The organism is Arthrobacter sp. G119Y2 (assembly GCF_038069765.1).
Lineage (GTDB): Bacteria > Actinomycetota > Actinomycetes > Actinomycetales > Micrococcaceae > Arthrobacter_B.
Genome location: NZ_JBBPFS010000005.1, coordinates 375,909 through 392,921, shown reverse-complemented (window position 1 = coordinate 392,921; position 17,013 = coordinate 375,909). Strand labels below are relative to the sequence as shown.

Here is a 17,013-nt window from a genome sequence, read left to right as displayed (position 1 = left end):
TGATTCCAGACCCGGCCCTCAGACTGCGCTCAGCGGAGCCCTGTTTCCTGCCAGATCATGGGCAAGATACAGGGCTCCGTGCACGCCGGCCAGATCCGCGAGCGCCGGACTGCAGATGTAGCCGCTGTCGGGACGGGTCAGCGGATGCCCTTCCAGAGCCCCGCCCACGACTTCCGCAAGCTGCTCCCGGGAGGCCTGCAGCAGGCCGGGAAGCTTCAGGACGCCGCCTCCGAGGATGATGCGGTCGGGAGCAACGGTGTAGGTAACTGCAGCCAGCAGCTGGGCCAGATAGAAGCCCAGCAGGGGCACGGCTTCCCGCTGCAGGGCGCCGAGCTGTTCCCCGGGGCGGCCCCAGCGGGCGCGGACGGCCGGTCCGGATGCCAGTCCTTCGAGGCAATCACCGTGGAACGGACAGGTTCCGGGGAAGTCATCGCCGGGATAGCGGCGCACCGGCAGATGCCCCATTTCAGGATGGCTGCGCTGCAGGAACGGAACTCCGTCGGCAGCGAAACCCGCGCCAACCCCCGTTCCGACCGTCACGTAGGCCACGTTCCGCAGACCCGCTCCCGCCCCCGACCGCTGCTCCCCCACGGCGGAGCCGGTCACGTCGGTAACCACCTGGAGCGGCATGGCATCCCCCAGGCCCAGGGCACGGGGAATGTCGGTGTTGCGCCATCCCGCTTTGGGAGTGGACGTGATCCACCCGTAGGACGGCGAGGAGCTGTCCACGTTGACCGGGCCAAACGCGGCCAGGCCGACGGCCTCCAGCACACCTGCCGAGGCGTAGCCGTCCAGGAAGGACCGCACCGCGCCCAGGGTCTCAGCCGGAGAGGTAGTGGGAATCCGAAGCCGGTCCACAATGGTGCCGGGTGCGCCGGTCTCGGCAACGGCGCAGATGACTTTAGTACCCCCGGTCTCGATCCCGGCGATCACAGCGGCCGTCCCAGGGAGCCCGCCGGCACTGCCGCACCCGCATCCGCTGCCGCACCCGCATCCACATCCGCACCGGCACCGTGGGCGACCCCGTCCGGCTCCGGGGCGCTGTCTCCGATGCTGCGCAGCACCGGCCAGGCACCTGCCGACGGCGGCGCAGTGAGCAGCGCCCCGCCATCGCGCCGCGAGACGGTGAAGGTTACCGATTCTCCGGGCAGGAGGGTGCGCATCATGTCATCGACCTGCAGCAGCGAAGCCGGAACATCCAGGTCAGCGGCCAGCCGGTCGGCAAAGAGGCAGAGATCGCGCAGCAGCGTTTCAGCGCGGACCGTCACCTGCAGCGCACCCCCGGAGAGCTCCACCGAGGACTCAAAGCGCGGAGTTTTCGTGTCGAAGGCCGCATCCGGCACAAAGAACCACAGAGCGCGCTGCTCCTGTCCGGCAGAACCATAGTCGGCCACCAGGAACTCTTCTCCCCCGTTCCCGGAAGACGCCAGCACGGAGTCAAGCTGCACTCGGGACGTTGAATCGGCAGCCGTCTCCAGCCGATAGTGTCCGCTCGCCACTTCGGTGCCGTCGACACGCAGCCGCCGGACGCGTATCTCGGCCTGCCAGGGCCCGGTGCCGTCATTGACGGCCACGAGTTCCAGTCCGCCGGTTCCGGCGGGATCGTCAGTGCCTCCCGGGGTTACGGGCACAATGGTCACCAGTTCCGGAGCGAAAGAACGCCGCAGCCCGTAGAACACCGGCTTTTCGATTCCGGCGCCGTCCACAGCGGACCAGCTGAGTACGGGCCAGCAGTCGTTCAGCTGCCAGATCACCACGCCGGCGCAGCGCTCGCGGGAGCGCAGCCATTCCGCACCCGCGCTCTGCGACCGGGCCTGGACCACCTGGGTCAGGTAATGCCAGTCCTCCGCCGTGTCCGGAGTACCGAAGTAGGGCTCCAACCCGCGGGCGAGCTTTTCCATGCCGCGGTCGGCACGCATATGGTGGGCCACCTGCGGGTTGTCCGGCAGCAGCTCCCCCTCCGTCACCGCGGCCCGCAGCGTGCTCCATGCCGGAGGTGCGCACCAGCCCATTTCGGAGACAAAGGCCGGGTCGACGTCGCGGTAGTGGGTGTAGTCCTGGTCATTCCAGACGGTCCAGATGTGCACCGGACCGCTGGCCGGATCGTTGGGATGGATGTCAAGGGACCCTGACCAGGGGCTGTTCGGCAAGTAGGGCCGGCCGGGGTCCACCCGGTCGATGACGCCGGGGAGGATCTCAGTGTAAAACCTTGCACCCCACGGCCGGCCCTGCAGGATCTCCCGCCATCCCCAGTCGTAGTCGCCCCAGACACACTCGTTGCCGCCGCACCACAGCACCAGGCTCGGGTGTGCCGCCAGCCGGGCCACGGCCTGTTCGGCTTCCAGGGTAACGCTGGCCACCATCTCCGGTGATTCGTCATAGGCGCTGCAGGCGAAGAGGAAATCGTGCCAGACCATCAGGCCGCGTTCATCGCAGCCGTCCATGAAGGCCTCGGTGGAGAAATAGCCGCCGCCCCAGACGCGCAGCAGGTTGGCGCCGCCGTCGACCGCCTGGTCCAGCCGCCGGCCGAGCCGCTCATCCGTCACTTCGGCAATGAACGGGTCCTCCGGGATCCAGTTGTAGCCGCGGATCCGCACCCGCCGGCCGTTGACCACAATCGCCCACCCGGTGCCGCCCCCGGCTGGGCTCTCATCAATCTGAACGGTGCGCAGGCCCACCCGCCGGCTGTCGGTGGCCAGCACGCCGCCGTCGTCGTGCACCACCTCGACGCTGAGCCCGTACAGGGGCTGCGCGCCGAGTCCCGCCGGCCACCACAGGCGCGGTTCCGTGACTGTCAGTTCAAGTGACGTGTCGCCGGCCGAGTTCACCGGGGCGGCGGAGCGCGCCACTTCCTTGCCGTCGGGATCCGTCAGCACTGCGGCAAGCGTCAGCCCGGACGGTGCGGTGCCCGGAAGAATGACCGGAAGGTCAATTCCGACAGTGACCCGCACATGCGCCGGAGCAGCGTCGCCGCTGCCGTCCGCAGATTCAGCGCCGGCGAGTTCGACGGCGGGACGCACCGACTCGATCCTGGCCCGGGACCAGGTCTCCAGCCGGATGGGCTGCCAGATTCCGGCTGTAATGTAGTGCGGTCCCCAGTCCCAGCCGAAGTTGCAGGCACTCTTGCGGACGTAGGCGTAGGGCTCGTCGTAGGGCCGCGGAAGTTCGCCGACCGCGCGCTCGCATTCGTGTGCCGCATCCCAGGCGGAGCCGAAAGTAATCGCCAGGACATTCTCGCCGACAACCAGGCGGTCGCTGACATCCCAGCGCCAGCCGACATGCTGGTCCGAGGTGCGGGCGATTTCCTGTCCGTTCAGGCGGACGACGGCGAACGTGTCCAGCCCTTCCGCCACCAGGTCCGTCCGGGGCTCCGGCGATCCGGCCGTTTCCGGGGTTCCGGGCATTTCGGGGGTGCCGGGCCAGGTGAAGGTGCGGCTGTATGTCCAGGTGGAGTGCCCGATCCAGTACTGGTCCAGCTCACCGAAGCCGGTATCCGGATCCTCGAGCAGGCCCGCCGCCATCAGGTCGGTGTGGACCTGTCCGGGCACGGTGGCTGCCAGCGGCGTTCCGCGGCGGGCATAGGCGGGGGTGTCCTCGGGGCCGTCCTGCCAGATCAGGTCCCACGGACCGCTGAGGTCCAGGGATGCGTGGTGGGCGGTGCGGGAGGGTGTCATGGTCGAAGCTCCAAACGGTGTTCAGGGATGGGGTGCAGAGGGCCGGATCAGGCGGGCAGAGGGCCGGCCGACTCAGGCGTTCAGGGGCCCGGCCGACTCAGGCGTTCAGGGGGCCGGCCGGATCAGGCAGGCAGAGGGCTGACCGAATCAGGCGTTCAGGCGTTTTTCCGGGTTGGGTGCCGCTTCAGCCAGCAGCTGTGTGTACTCGTGCCGGGGATTGAGGATGACGTCGTCCGCGGGTCCCCCCTCGACAATTTCGCCTTTGAACATCACCAGGATGTCGTCCGAGAAGTGCCGTGCGGTTGCCAGGTCGTGCGTGATGTAGAAGACGCCCAGGTTCTCTTCGCGCTGCAGGTCCGCCAGCAGATTCAGGACGCCGAGCCGGATGGAGACATCCAGCATCGACACCGGTTCATCAGCCACCAGGATGCGCGGTTCAGGTGCCAGGGCCCGGGCGATCGCAATGCGCTGGCGCTGTCCGCCCGAGAGCTCATGCGGTTTGCGCTCCGCCATATCCGGCTCGAGCCGTACCCGTTCCAGCAGGCGGTGCACGCCGGCCATGACCTCCTCGCGGCCTGACGCCTTGCCGTGCAGGATCAAGGGTCGCCCCAGATGGTGGGCAATGGTGTGATACGGGTTCAGTGACGCAAAAGGGTCCTGGAAAACCATCTGGACGTCGCTGCGGTACTGCTTCAGCCCCGCACCGCGGCGGACAACGGGGGTTCCGTCCAGAACGATCTGTCCCGATGTCGGTTTTTCCAGCTGCATCAGCAGTTTTGCGAGCGTTGACTTGCCGCTGCCGCTTTGGCCGACCAGGGCCACGGTGCGTCCGGTTTCGATCGAAAAGCTGACGTGGTTGACGGCGGTAAGCACCCGGGAGTGCCGCCCGTCCCGCAGCCGGTATTCCTTGACCAGGTCCCGGACTTCGAGGACGCTCATCGCTGCACTCCGCTCTCATGGTCGGTGACGGTTCCGCGGACAAAGCCGCCGCGTTCGCCGGTAAGGCTTGGAAAGGACGCCAGCAGCGTGCGCGTGTAATCGTGCTGCGGATTGGTGTAGAGCTCCACGGCATCACCAAGTTCCACGATCTCGCCTTCACGCATCACCGCTATGCGGTCGCTGATTTCCAGCAGCAGCGGCAGGTCATGGGTGATGAAAATGACGGCGAAGCCCAGCTCTTCCCGCAGCCGGGTGATCTCGCGCAGGATTTCCCGCTGGACCACGACGTCCAGGGCGGTGGTCGGCTCGTCCATGATCATCACCTGCGGATCCAGCGCCATTGCCATGGCAATCATGACGCGCTGGCGCATCCCGCCGGACAGCTCATGCGGATAGGACAGAAGCCGCGAGCGGTCCACGCCCACGCGTTCGAGCAGTTCCGCGCATTTCTCCCGGCGGTCCTTTTTGGACATGTCAGGCCGATGCGTGGTGAAGATGTCTTCCATCTGTGCCCGGATGGAGATGACCGGGTTCAGGGAGTTCATGGCCCCCTGGAAGACCATCGAGATCTTGTCCCAGCGAAAGGCCCGGAGCTCCTCGCCCGACAGTTCTGCCAGATCGATGCTGTAGCCCTCCCGCGAATGGAAGGACGCGCCGCCTCCGGTGATGACGGCCGGAGGCTTCAGGAGACGGTTGATTCCGTAGGCGAGGGTGGATTTGCCGCATCCGCTTTCGCCGGCGAGGCCCAGGATTTCGCCCCGTCCGAGGGTCAGGGTCACGTTCCGTACGGCGCGGACGGTCCGTTCACCCTGGTATTCAATGCTGAAGTCCTCGACCGTGAGGACCGGGTGGCTGCGGGCTTCCGCGGCACGGACAGTGCGGGTGGCGGGTCCTGGCCGGGTTTCCGCTATATTCACGGGCTGGTCGATGCTCACAGGGCACCCTCCTTGTCAGCCAGGCGGAGCTGGGCCTTGGAAACGTTCCACTTGCGGCGGGTGGCCCGCGTTTGGGCCCGGAGCTTGGGATTGATGATCTCGTCGATCGAGAAGTTGATCAGCGAGAGGGCTGCCCCGAACGCCGCGATCAGCAGTCCCGGCGGCACGAACCACCACCAGGCCCCGAGCCGCAGGGCCAGCCCGTTCTGGGCGTAAAACAGCATGGTGCCCCAAGTGAAGGAACCGGATGCGCCGAGGCCGAGGAAGGACAGGCCCGCTTCGCCCAGGATCGCGAAGATGACGGCGAAAACAGCTTGGGACGCCAGCAGCGGAATCAGGTTGGGCAGAATTTCGACGCCCAGGATCCGCCAGGACTTTTCACCGGAGACCCGGGCGGCAGCAACGTAGTCGCGGTTGCGGACGCTGAGGGTGAACCCGCGCAGCACACGGGCCGAACCGGCCCATCCGGTGATGGCGAGGACCACTGCCACCAGGTAAATGCTTTTGTCCGGGACGTAGCTGGAGATGATGATGACGAGGGGAAGGCCCGGGATCACCAGCATGACGTTGCTGAACAGCGAGAATGATTCATCCAGCCATCCGCCGGCGTAGGCACCGACAATTCCGAAAATTGCGGACAGCAGTACTGTGAGCACGCCTACGATCAGCCCGATGGTCAGGGATCCGCGGGTCGCATACGCCAGTTGGGCGAAAACGTCCTGCCCGGTCTGCGTGGTGCCCAGGATAAAACCGTCGCCGGGACCGGAGAGGCCGATGTTGTTGACCCTGGACGGGTCGCCCACCAGCATCGGTCCGAAGAGCCCGAATGCTGTGATGGCACCGGCGATAATCAGCCCGGCGGCAAGCTTGGGTGTCATGGGAGGGAAGGCCCGCTTGGGCCGGGTACTGCGTGCCGCGGCAGCTGCGACGTCAGGATCCTGCGTGGTGCTGGTCATGGCCGGCCTTTCAGCTTCGCGCCCGGGTGCGGGGATCAATGATGGTGTAGAGCAGGTCGACGAGCAGATTTGCTCCAAGCACCGAGAGGGTAATGACGAGGAAGACGCCCTGCATCAGGGAGTAGTCGTTGCTGCTGACGGCGTTCAGCAGCGCCGAGCCAATGCCCGGGTAGGAGAACACTGCTTCGGTGACGATGGATCCGGCAACCACGAACCCCAGGGAGATCGCGAAGCCCGCCACTGACGGCAGGACCGCGTTCCGCGCCGCGTACGCCGTCATGATCCGCCGCGGGCGCAGTCCTTTGGCTTCGGCGGTGAGGATGTAGTCATCGGAGAGGGTGGAGACCATCATGTTGCGCATTCCCAGCATCCAGCCGCCCACCGAGGAGATCACGATGGTCAGGGCCGGCAGCGTGCCGTAGTAAATCAGGCTGCCGATGAACTCCCAGGACCATCCGGGCGAGGTGGTGTAGACGTTGTAGCCGCCGTTGAGGGGGAACAGCTGCCAGGTGCTGCCCAGCAGGAACAGCAGGATCAGGGCCAGCCAGAAGTAGGGCACGGACTGGAACATGGTGGTGACGGGAATGAAATTATCCAGCCACGAACCGCGCTTCCAGCCGGCCAGCATTCCCAGGCCGACGCCGATGACAAAGGAAATGAGCGTGGCGATGCCGATCAGCCCGATCGTCCAGGGCAGCGTCTGCCCGATGACGTCGGCAACCGAGGCGGGGAAGTACGCCACCGAGACGCCCAGGTCCAGGGAGAAAATCTTGCCCAGGTACTCGAAGTACTGCACGGGCAGGGAAGCCTGGGAGTTGGTGCCGAGGAGCAGCTCGATGGCTTCCCGGGCTTCAGGGCTCACCGGGCCCCGCTGGGCGAGTTTGGTCAGCATCATGTCCACGGGATTTCCGGGCATCAGGCGGGGAAGGAAGAAGTTCAGGGTGAGGGCGGCCCAGAAAGCCACCAGGTAGAACCCGATCTTTTGAAGGATGTATCGCATTACCACTACTTTCTGCAGCAGGAAGGGAGGGTCCGTGCTGTTGCCGGTCCTGTCAGGGACCGGCAACAGCCCGAGGGTTACTTCTGCGCAGGAGTGAGGTTCTTCAGAACAATTCCGTTGTCCCAGGCCTTCCAGGAGGCGGGAAGAGCGTAGGTGTCCTCTTCACTGGGCCAGCCGGTGGCCCGGTCGGTGTTGAACTCCGACAGCATGGAGTTCACGTAGATCGGGATGTAGGGCAGGTCCGTGGCGATCTGCTCCTGGATGAGTGCGTACTGCTCTTTCTGGGCTGCCTCGTCGTTGGTGGCCCGGGCTACGGAGATGGCCTCGTTGACAACCGGGTTGTCGTAACGGGCCGCATTGCCGGCAATGGCGGATTCGCCGACAGGCGTAGTGTTCTGGACGTTGTACCACTTCTCGTACGTGAAGTACGGGTTGTTGGACGGCTGCAGTCCAATCGAGTCCAGCGAGAGCTGGAACTGTCCCAGCGTCTGGTTGCTGTTCCACTCGTTGTAGGTCACCTGGGTGGGCTTCAGTTCAATGCCAACCTCGGCCAGCTGCTGGGTCAGGGCATCATTGATGGAGATGTAGTCGCTCCAGCCGGAAACGGTTTGAATGCTCAGGCTCAGGCGCTCGCCGTCCTTGGTGCGAATTCCGTCGCTGCCCTTGGCCCATCCCGCTGCCTCGAGGACCTTCTCGGCTTCGGACGCGTTGGCGCTTTGCGGCACTTCCTTCAGTTCAGGATTGGAGATCCATTTGGCGTCGCGCTCGGGCAGCACCATGACGGGAGATGCCGGCTCAGCGAAGCCGCCCCCTGCCAGCTGGTTCAGCTGTTCCCGGTCCATGGCAAGGTGGATCGCCTGACGGACGGCTTGGTCGGTCTGCGGCCCCTCGCATCCCAGGGCCTCATTGGCGCAGGTAAAGATGGACGTCATCATTGCCGGAGTGTTCACGTAGGAGAGGTTTTCATTGTCCTTCAGGATGGTTTCCAGACCCGGCAGGAAGGAGCTCATCCAGTCAATCTGCCCGTCCAGGAGGGCACCGGTTGCGGCGTCGGCCGACTCGAGGGCGATGTACCGCACTTCCTGGATTTCGGGTTTCCCCTCTTCCCAGTACTGATCGTTCTTTTCCATCAGATAGCTCTGCGCCGTAAAGTCCTTGACCTTGTACGGCCCGGTTCCCACCGGATCCGAGTTGATCTCCGTGATCGGATCGGCCACGTCCTTCCAAATGTGCTCCGGCACGATGCCGCGGTTGCCCAGCACGCTGGGCTCCTGCATGAATGAATTCTCCGGGAACGTCAGGACAACGGTGTTCGTGTCTGTTGCCTCTGCGGTGGCCGAGAGCCCCGTCGTGTTCAGCTCGGGGGTTTCACTGACCAGGTTGAAGGTGAACGCGACGTCCTCGGCCGTGAAGTCTTCGCCGTCGGACCACTTCACTCCTTCGCGGGTGGTGATGGTCAGCTCGGTGCCCGCCTCGTTCCACTCGTAGGCTGTGCCCAGGAGCGGGGTCGGATCTTCCTCGACCGCGGCGTTGAACCAGAACAGCGGTTCAAACACGACGCCCAGGGTTGGCTGCAGGGCTGTGGTAGAGAACGGATTGAAGTTCTCCGTGATGGTGCCGGTGGAGCCGTTGAACACCGTGATGGAGGAGACCGCGTCATCAGCGGATCCTCCGCCGCCGGAGGCGCAGCCGGTCAGGACCAGAGCCGTGGAGCCCACGATGGCAGCGGCAGCCAGCCCCAGCCGTTTCCGCGCCGGACGCCTGCCTGAAAATTTGAAGGACATCGTTGTACCTTTCGAGATTCGGACGGCCGGTGCGCCGCCGGGATGTGAGGTTCACCACAAACTGAACCGCTGGGTACTTTCTTAGGCGACTTTATTAGGCGAGTCAAGGAACTCCCGGCGATTGCTCGGTTTATTTCCTTGCCGTTGATTTATTTGCCGCAGCCTTATCTACTGGCCGCCGCCCGCTGAGCCGCTGGCGACGGCCTCCAGGTGGACCAGCACGGCCTGTTCCGGAAAAAGCGCCGGTACTTGGATTCCCGCTTCTCCGAGGACGCGTCCGCTGAGCACCGTCCCGTCTCCCTGCTGCCAGGGCGGCGCTCCGCTGCCGGGCAGCGGGCCCGGCCCGATCTGCCGGAGCCGGTACCGGAGGCCGTGATCCAGGCCCGGGAGCCGCACGGCGCCGGGCGGCCAGGTGACGGGCCGGGACAGCAGGGACAGGGCGAACACCGCCTCGGTGCGGTCCGGGCCGATTACCCCGGCAATGGACAGTTCGTCTCCCGGATGATCGCTGCGGACGGTACGTCCGCTGTGCAGCAGGGGTCGAAGCTGCTTGTGGACGCGGACCCAGGCTGCCAGTTCCGCGAGATCCGCTTCCGGCAGGTCATTGATGTTCCACTCGATGCCAAAGTGGCCGAACATTGCCGCCACGGCACGGAAGGAGAGTCCGTGGGTGCGCCCGGTTGTGTGCGAGCGCGGGCTTCCCACATGGGAGCCGGTCAGTTCCGGGGGAACCAGTTGGGCGGTCCAGCGCATAATTCCCAGCCGTTCCAGCGGGTCAATGCAGTCACTGGCCCAAATCCGGTCTGTCCGTTCCAGGATTCCCAGATCCACCCGCGCTCCCCCGGAGGAGCAGGATTCGATTTCCAGTCCCGGATGCTCACGCTTCAGGTCGTCGATCAGCCGGTAGACGGCTTCCGTCTGCAGGTGCACCTGCGGAGCGCCGGTGGAAGCGGAACCGGCATCCACCAGGTCCCGGTTGTGGTCCCATTTGAGGTAATCGAGCCGGTACTCCCGGACGAGGGCACTGATGCACCCGAAGATGTAGTCGTACGCCTGAGGCACGGCGAGGTTCAACACCTGCTGGCGGCGCGCCTCCATGGGCATCCTGCCCCCGGTCTGGAGGATCCATTCCGGGTGTGCCCGGGCCAGGTCGGAGTCCGGGTTCACCATTTCCGGTTCAACCCACAGGCCGAACTGCAGGCCCAGTTCCCGTACCCGTGCAACCAGGGGATGCAGTCCCTGCGGCCATACATCGGTATCCACCGTCCAGTCCCCCAGCCCGGCGCTGTCACTGCGCCTGCCGCGGAACCACCCGTCGTCGAGCACATAGCGTTCGACGCCCACCCGGGCGGCCCGCTCAGCGAGTTCCAGCAGCGGCGGCAGCCGGTGGTCGAAGTACACGGCTTCCCACACGTTCAGGGTTACCGGGCGTGGAGCAGCCGGATGGTGGGGGCGTGAGCGCAGCCAGTCATGAAAGCGTGCCGCCTGGGCGTCCAGCCCGTCCCCGTAGGCGAAGTACAGCCACGGGGTGGCATAGCGTTCCCCTGCCGCGAGACTGATCTCCCCGGGCAGGAGCAGTTCTCCCCCGGCCAGCACCGTCCGCCCGCTTGCCGTCCGCTCCAGGTAGGAGACGTGGTTTCCGCTGAAGCCCACGTGCAGGCCCCAGGTGTCGCCGCTGCGGAAGCCGAATCCGCGGGTTCCCGCGGTCAGGACAGTTGCTGCGTCGGCTCCGGTGCGGCCCCGCCGGGATTCACGCAGGTGCGTGCCGACGGTCAGCGCGCGGCGCTGCGGAACCCGCTCCTTGGCCCATCTGCCGGCGAGGTCCAGGACCTCAGCCGCCACCGGGGGCACCGGCAGGGCAAGGACCAGCTGCTCGAGCTCATACTCATCGGAGTGCAGGTTAGTGACGGCCGCCTTCGCCCTGAGCATTCCGGACGGGGTCAGCCGGAGTTCGATCTCCAGGGCAAGGCCGGCATCCGGATCAGAACCGCGGGCAGTCAGGCGTCCTCCGGCCGCGTGCTCCCTTCCACCCGGGCCGTCGCCGCGCACGGTGTTCTGTTCCGGGCCGTCGCCGTGCACCACCTCGTATTCCATCCCGCCGAAGGCCGGAGACCAGGAACGGCCGCCGCTGCGGTGTCCCCGCAGGCCGGGAGCTCCCATCCACCCGGAGGCGTGTTCGGGCACGACGCTGAGCCGCACCGGCTGGTCCGTGGTGTTATCCGGCAGCGGCACCATTTCAAGCGCCAGTGCGCCAAGCTCCGCCGTCGAACATTCACCGAGGTCCGCGCCCCAGTGAATGACGGCGGGCAGGCCGTCGGCCGGACAGTCGAGGACAACGCTGACGCCGTTGGCGCGGAAGTGGACAATGCGGGAGGAAGCAGGCATGGGCGCTCATTTCGGTGCGGGATAGGCAAGGGTTAGTTTGAAGACTAAAGTAAGTGATCTGAGTTACACCACCATCCCGAGGAGAAACCCATGACAGCTGCGACACCGCTTTTTGAAGGGCGCCGCCTGGTGTTTGCGGGCGACAGCGTCACCGACTGCGGCAGGCGTGAAGGGGCCGGAGGCGGCATGGGAGACGGTTATGTCCGCAGCTTGGCCGAAAGTGCACATCTTTCCGGGACGGCCGTTGTTAACCGCGGCGTCGGCGGTGACCGCGTTGAGGACCTCGCAAGGCGCTGGGATGCCGATGTACTTGGTGAATCCCCGCACGCCGTGTCCGTCATGATCGGAATCAATGACACATGGCGGCGATACGACGCCGGCCAGGAAACGGATCAAGCCACTTTCCTGGCCAGGTACCGGGCGTTGCTGGAGCGGCTGGCACCGGACACCGAACTGGTGCTCATGGAACCGTTCCTGCTGCCCGTGAATGCCGAACAGCAGGCCTGGCGGCAGGACCTCGACCCCAAAATTGCCTGCGTCCGCCGGCTCGCCAAGGAATTCGGGGCGGTGCTTGTCCGCACCGACGAGATCCTGACTGCACTGGTTGCGGCAGGTGCGCCGCCCGAGTCCCTGGCCCGCGACGGCGTTCATCCCACGCCTCAGGGCCATGCGGCGATTGCCGGTGCCTGGCTGGAAGCGGTGTTCGCCCCTAGAGGGTAACGGCCGCTGCCGCGCCGTTTGTCCATCCGCCCGACAAAGGACCAGACCGTGAACCAAACCCGCCCCCGTGAATCATCACGCGGGAAAATCCTCGACCTTATCCGGGTTTCCGGACCGGTCAGCCGCGTGGAACTCGCCGACATGACCGGCCTGACGCAGGCCACCATCTCCACGGCAGTACGTTCCCTGCTCAATGACGGCGTGGTCCTCGAGGCCGGACGCGGCGAGTCCACCGGAGGTAAGCCGCGGATGCTCCTGGAGCTGAACCCCGTCTCCAGGCTGGGACTTGGCGTTCACATCGGGCAGGACTACATCACCTATGTGGTGGCGGACCTGAGCGGGCGCGTGGTCGGCCGCCGCCGGGTCAGCGGGCCCGGTGATGCGTCACCCATGGCTGTAGTCAGCCGCATCACCGAAGACATTGAGCGCCTGTTTGACGCGCTGTCCGTGGACCGCAGGACCGTGGTCGGAATGGGGCTTGCCGCGCCCGGGCCCCTGGACCGCACAGCCGGAGCCATGATTGGTGCGCCGTCGTTCCGGGAGTGGACCGACTTCCCGCTGCGGCGGGCCCTGTCCACGACCACCGGGCTGCACTGCGAGTTCGACAATGACGCCACCGCCGCTGCCATCGGGGAATTCTGGCTCGGAGCCACGGCCGGCTACACCAGCTACGCCTCGGTGTACATGGGCTCCGGGATCGGCGCCGGGATTGTCATGGACGGCACCATCTATCAGGGCGTCAGTTCCAATGTCGGGGAAATCGGACATGTCAGTGTTGATGCCAACGGGCTCCCCTGCCCCTGCGGAAACATCGGCTGCCTGGAACTGTACGCAAGCCCGCAGGTAGTTGTTGCCCAGGCTGCGGACGCCGTCGCCCGCGGTGAACTCGTGCTGCCGCTGACCGGAATAGTCTCCGAGGATTTCGCCGCCGTGGGTACCGCAGCGAACGACGGCGACCCGGTTGCTCTGCGACTGATCGCCCGGTCGGCCGAGTACGTGGCAAGCGCCGTTATTTCCATGGTCAATCTGCTGGACCTGCAGCTCATCGTCCTCGCCGGCAGCGCTTTCTCCACCGCCGGATCCTTTTACGTCGACACTATTTCCTCCGCCCTGGACAAGCGTGCCATGGCCCGTGCCATCCACCCGGTGGAGGTGCGCATGTCCGTCAACGGCAACGATGCCGCCGCACTCGGCGCTGCCACGCTGGTGCTGCAGGACCGTCTCTCACCGCGGACACTGCGATCGGTGTCCATTGCCTGAACCTGCACGGGCGGACCGGCGTTCAAAAAGTGCTGCCCTGCCCGTACACACGCCTCACATCCCGGAGGAACACACATGAGCTTGCCCTTGGCCACTCCCCTTCCGCTGGCCGGCCGGACCGCCGTCATTACCGGCGTCAGCCGCAGGAAGGGCATCGGCTATGCCGTTGCCTCCCGGCTGGCACGTCTGGGCGCCAACCTGTACCTGGCCCACTACTCGCCCCACGACGCTGAACAGCCGTGGGGCGCAGACCCGGTTGACGACGTCGTCGCTGCGCTGCGCGAACAACTGGCGGACGGAGCGCGGCTGGCCCACGGGAGCACCGATCTGATGGCGGCCGACGGCGCCGCCGGGGTCATCGACGCCGCCGTGGCTGCCCTGGGGCACCTGGACATCCTGATCTGCAATCACGCCCGCAGCGGCGGTGACGGTCCGCTGGCGGAGATGACCGCGGAAAAACTGGATGAGCACTGGCAGGTTAATACGCGTTCAACGCTGCTGCTGACCCGAAGCTTCGCCATGCAGCACGACGGACGAACCGGCGGCAGGGTCATCTGGATGACGTCCGGCCAGATCAACGGCGGGGTGATGGAGAACGAAATCGCCTATGCCGCCTCTAAAGCTGCCCTCGCCGGCATCACCCCGTCGGTGGCGGCCGACCTGATCCGCAGCGGAATTGTCCTCAATACCGTGAACCCGGGTCCCGTGAACACCGGATATCTGGACCTGGATACTGCCGACCGGCCTCCCGAGGTTCTGGCGGAGGTCCTGTCCCGCTTTCCCGGCGGACGGTTCGGCGAACCGGACGATCCGGCGCGCCTGATTGCCTGGCTCGTGAGCGATGAGGGCCGGTGGATGGTCGGCCAGGTGCTGACCAGCGACGGCGGTTTCCGCTGAGCGCCTGAGCGGCTGGCGCAATGAGTGACGGGGACGAGTGGTGGGACATCGTGGACGCCGGGGGGACACCGACCGGTGCCGTCTTCCGCAGGGGTGCGCCGCAGTGGCCGGCCGGAGGTTTCCACCTGATTGCAGCGGTCTGTGTGCAGCGCGAAGACGGAACGGTTCTGCTGACCCGGCGTGCCGCCGGCAAGGAGTTCGCCTTCGGATGGGAATTTCCGGGCGGCAGTGCGCTGGCCGGCGAGTCGAGCCGTAATGCGGCGAGCAGGGAACTGCGGGAGGAGACGGGACTGGATGCGGAGCCGTCGGGGCTGGAGTTGATCGGGAGATTCACTGAGACCTCGGCCCTCCTGGATTTCTACGTCGCGCGCGCGGGACCCGCCTTGGAAGTGACGCTGCAGGCCAGCGAGGTCATGGCTACCGAGTGGGTGGCACCGGAGGAGGTCGTTCGGCGTCTGGCCGCGGGTGCCATGGCCGCGCCCTGGGCGGCTCGCCTGAACTGTCTGTGGCCGTCAATCAGGCATGCGCTCACTAGGACGCCCTGAACGGTAGGGAGCCCTGAACGATATGGCGCACTGAACGATAGGGAGCCCTTAACGATACGGCGCCCTGAACGATATGGCGCACTGAACATCCCCGGGCAAGGGGAAGGAGCACTTCCGTTGAACCTTTCCCGCCGGTGCCGTGTGTGCCACTATGAGCCCCACAACACTTTGGCTGGTGCAAGGGGGGGACGCGATGTTGAAAAACCGGGGTGCCGTGGCCGCCGTTCTTCTCACACTGCTTGTCGGAGCCTGCTCGGCAGGCACCCCGGCAGAGCCTTCCACTGACGGCCTTCCGTCATACGCCTCGCTGGAGGAAACCCGGCAGGCTGTGTCCGGGCAGCTCGACTGCCGGGAGAATCCGCCCCCGCCCACGGCCGACATGGGAAGCAACGGGCAAATACCCGCCGAATCAGTGAAGTGCACCCAAACCGTGGAAATCTTCCACTTTGACACCCCTGATGCGCGGGACGAGGCCTACACGCTGATGGCCGGCGCCGGGGAATCCGAAGGCTCCGTCTACTTCGCGGAGGGCAAAAACTGGTTTGTTGTCGACTACTCCGAGGTGGGAGTTGGCTCAGCAGATCCCGAACCGCTGGACCTCTCAGCTTTGTCCGAACCCCTCGGCACCCGGTTCACCGAGGTGAAGTGAGGTGAAGTGAGGTGAAGTGAGGTGAAGTGAGGGCCGCACACTTGCCGTGAGTGAACCCGCCGTTAAGCAAACCCGCCGTGAGCCCGCCGTCAAGCGTACTGGCCGTGCTGCACGGCTAGACAACCACCAGGTCCGTTCCGCTCGGCTCATGGTCGGCCATGGCAACGCTGCGGACCGCCGGGTCGTCGTACGTGTTCCAGTAGTAGGTCATGGTCCGGGACGAGTAGAGCCCGGTGTAGGTGGTCTTCTCAAACTCGCCCGAGCCCATGGCCGCACTTCCCTCAACCATGGCGACCCCCTGCAGGGTGTGGAACGCGCGGCTGACGTTCTCCTCTTCGGTCGTCTTGGGCGGGTAGTGCGCATGGACGTACGCTGCCCGTACAAACCGGGACGGCGAGTAGTAGTCGCCGGGGATGCCCCGCATGAGCGACCCGGAACCGAACGGGGTCAGGTGCGCCTGGTTGAGCACTACCTCCTCCGGGAAGTCAGGCGAGGTGTTCAGGTAGTTGCGCAGGTTCTCGTGGTGCCAGCCGAAACCGGGCTGGTTGGCCAGGACGTCAACGTCGTCGTGGAAGACATGCATGCCGTCGGCCGTGTACTCCACAACGATCGAGCGCGTCGAGTCGCCGATTAACCAGTGCAGCAGCGAGCTGGGGTACTTCTCGTTGATCGGCCTGTCGACAATCACAACATCAGCGAGCGCTGCCTCGACCTCGTCAACGGTGGAGAACTGGGAGGCCACCCAGAGCGGAAACTCGAACGCGGCGACGTTCGTCGCGCCCTCGACAGGTGCCGGAGCGTACTGCGCGTACCCCGGGAAGTTCAGGCCGCCCACGGCCAGGCCTGCGTCATTGCCGCAGTCGAAGTAGAGGGGGGTGTCCTCTTCCACGATGCCCATGCCGATAACGGCGTACTGAATCTTCGGCACCGCTCCGAAGGGCGACTTGGTGGCGTACCCGGTGGGCGTCAGCACCACCCGTTCCCCGAAGTCGGACGTCCAGTCGAGGTTGCGGGCGAAATAGAGGTTGCCGCTGCCGTCCGTGAACCTGATGCCTGTGCACATATTGATGCTCCCTGGTTAGGCGGAGTGCTGGAGGACCTTCCCCTGTCCGCAGACCCCCGAAGTGACACTGCCGGCGGGCTGCCGGGGAGGTTACGGTACCGGCCGCCGGCCCGGTAACCTCCCTGCCCCTTTCAGGTTAGGCGCGGACCCGGGCCGGGCGGCAGTACCTTCTCACCAAATCGGGCTGCGCGGACGCATACAACTCC

Annotated in this window: 14 protein-coding genes; 5 read left to right on the top strand and 9 right to left on the bottom strand. The window is 65.8% G+C overall.

The annotated features are described in order from the left end of the window. Positions 1-18: 18 nt before the first annotated feature. The 8 genes from WKB88_RS13565 to WKB88_RS13530 form a co-directional block, all read right to left on the bottom strand. Complete coding sequence (locus WKB88_RS13565) at positions 19-933, bottom strand: ROK family protein (protein WP_341395064.1); 915 nt, start codon at positions 931-933, stop codon at positions 19-21. Then, complete coding sequence (locus WKB88_RS13560) at positions 930-3,674, bottom strand: glycoside hydrolase family 2 protein (RefSeq protein ID WP_341395063.1); 2,745 nt, start codon at positions 3,672-3,674, stop codon at positions 930-932. The genes WKB88_RS13565 and WKB88_RS13560 overlap by 4 nt, the downstream gene beginning before the upstream one ends. A gap of 147 nt (positions 3,675-3,821) precedes the next feature. After that, entirely contained in the window at positions 3,822-4,613 is a 792-nt protein-coding gene (locus WKB88_RS13555) for an ABC transporter ATP-binding protein (protein WP_341395062.1), read from the bottom strand. Further along, complete coding sequence (locus tag WKB88_RS13550) at positions 4,610-5,434, bottom strand: ABC transporter ATP-binding protein (RefSeq protein WP_341395101.1); 825 nt, start codon at positions 5,432-5,434, stop codon at positions 4,610-4,612. The genes WKB88_RS13555 and WKB88_RS13550 overlap by 4 nt, the downstream gene beginning before the upstream one ends. A gap of 110 nt (positions 5,435-5,544) precedes the next feature. After that, the gene (locus WKB88_RS13545) at positions 5,545-6,504 is read right to left on the bottom strand and encodes an ABC transporter permease (RefSeq protein ID WP_341395061.1); all 960 of its coding nucleotides are present in this window, start codon (positions 6,502-6,504) and stop codon (positions 5,545-5,547) included. A 10-nt stretch (positions 6,505-6,514) separates the two neighbouring features. Further along, entirely contained in the window at positions 6,515-7,504 is a 990-nt protein-coding gene (locus WKB88_RS13540) for an ABC transporter permease (protein ID WP_341395060.1), read from the bottom strand. A gap of 77 nt (positions 7,505-7,581) precedes the next feature. Further along, on the bottom strand, positions 7,582-9,288 hold the full coding sequence (locus WKB88_RS13535; RefSeq protein WP_341395059.1) for an ABC transporter substrate-binding protein: 1,707 nt from the start codon (positions 9,286-9,288) through the stop codon (positions 7,582-7,584). Between the two features lie 168 nt (positions 9,289-9,456). Beyond that, positions 9,457-11,673: an alpha-galactosidase gene (locus WKB88_RS13530; protein ID WP_341395058.1), complete on the bottom strand. Its 2,217-nt coding sequence runs from the start codon at positions 11,671-11,673 to the stop codon at positions 9,457-9,459. Between the two features lie 90 nt (positions 11,674-11,763). On the opposite strand from WKB88_RS13530, the gene WKB88_RS13525 reads away from it, so the two are divergent. The 5 genes from WKB88_RS13525 to WKB88_RS13505 all read left to right on the top strand — a co-directional run bounded on the left by WKB88_RS13525 (position 11,764) and on the right by WKB88_RS13505 (position 15,744). Further along, positions 11,764-12,393 (top strand): SGNH/GDSL hydrolase family protein, encoded by a 630-nt coding sequence (locus tag WKB88_RS13525; protein ID WP_341395057.1) that lies wholly within the window; start codon positions 11,764-11,766, stop codon positions 12,391-12,393. A 48-nt stretch (positions 12,394-12,441) separates the two neighbouring features. Then, on the top strand, positions 12,442-13,653 hold the full coding sequence (locus tag WKB88_RS13520; RefSeq protein ID WP_341395056.1) for an ROK family transcriptional regulator: 1,212 nt from the start codon (positions 12,442-12,444) through the stop codon (positions 13,651-13,653). Positions 13,654-13,728: 75 nt separating this feature from the next. Next, on the top strand, positions 13,729-14,550 hold the full coding sequence (locus WKB88_RS13515) for an SDR family oxidoreductase (protein WP_341395055.1): 822 nt from the start codon (positions 13,729-13,731) through the stop codon (positions 14,548-14,550). Positions 14,551-14,570: 20 nt separating this feature from the next. After that, the gene (locus WKB88_RS13510) at positions 14,571-15,095 is read left to right on the top strand and encodes an NUDIX hydrolase (protein ID WP_341395054.1); all 525 of its coding nucleotides are present in this window, start codon (positions 14,571-14,573) and stop codon (positions 15,093-15,095) included. 193 nt (positions 15,096-15,288) lie between these two features. Next, positions 15,289-15,744 (top strand): hypothetical protein, encoded by a 456-nt coding sequence (locus WKB88_RS13505; RefSeq protein ID WP_341395053.1) that lies wholly within the window; start codon positions 15,289-15,291, stop codon positions 15,742-15,744. A gap of 115 nt (positions 15,745-15,859) precedes the next feature. On the opposite strand, the gene bsh is transcribed toward WKB88_RS13505, so the two are convergent. Then, positions 15,860-16,807, bottom strand: a complete 948-nt coding sequence (gene bsh / locus WKB88_RS13500) for a choloylglycine hydrolase (protein WP_341395052.1) — start codon at positions 16,805-16,807, stop codon at positions 15,860-15,862. Positions 16,808-17,013 lie beyond the last annotated feature (206 nt).

Coding starts and splice junctions, on each gene's coding strand:
- WKB88_RS13505 (WP_341395053.1), top strand. CDS start 15,289: ATGTTGAAAAACCGGGGTGCCGTGGCCGCCGTTCTTCTCACACTGCTT.
- WKB88_RS13555 (WP_341395062.1), bottom strand. CDS start 4,613: ATGAGCGTCCTCGAAGTCCGGGACCTGGTCAAGGAATACCGGCTGCGG.
- WKB88_RS13515 (WP_341395055.1), top strand. CDS start 13,729: ATGAGCTTGCCCTTGGCCACTCCCCTTCCGCTGGCCGGCCGGACCGCC.
- WKB88_RS13525 (WP_341395057.1), top strand. CDS start 11,764: ATGACAGCTGCGACACCGCTTTTTGAAGGGCGCCGCCTGGTGTTTGCG.
- WKB88_RS13545 (WP_341395061.1), bottom strand. CDS start 6,504: ATGACCAGCACCACGCAGGATCCTGACGTCGCAGCTGCCGCGGCACGC.
- bsh (WP_341395052.1), bottom strand. CDS start 16,807: ATGTGCACAGGCATCAGGTTCACGGACGGCAGCGGCAACCTCTATTTC.
- WKB88_RS13510 (WP_341395054.1), top strand. CDS start 14,571: ATGAGTGACGGGGACGAGTGGTGGGACATCGTGGACGCCGGGGGGACA.
- WKB88_RS13530 (WP_341395058.1), bottom strand. CDS start 11,673: ATGCCTGCTTCCTCCCGCATTGTCCACTTCCGCGCCAACGGCGTCAGC.
- WKB88_RS13535 (WP_341395059.1), bottom strand. CDS start 9,288: ATGTCCTTCAAATTTTCAGGCAGGCGTCCGGCGCGGAAACGGCTGGGG.
- WKB88_RS13540 (WP_341395060.1), bottom strand. CDS start 7,504: ATGCGATACATCCTTCAAAAGATCGGGTTCTACCTGGTGGCTTTCTGG.
- WKB88_RS13560 (WP_341395063.1), bottom strand. CDS start 3,674: ATGACACCCTCCCGCACCGCCCACCACGCATCCCTGGACCTCAGCGGT.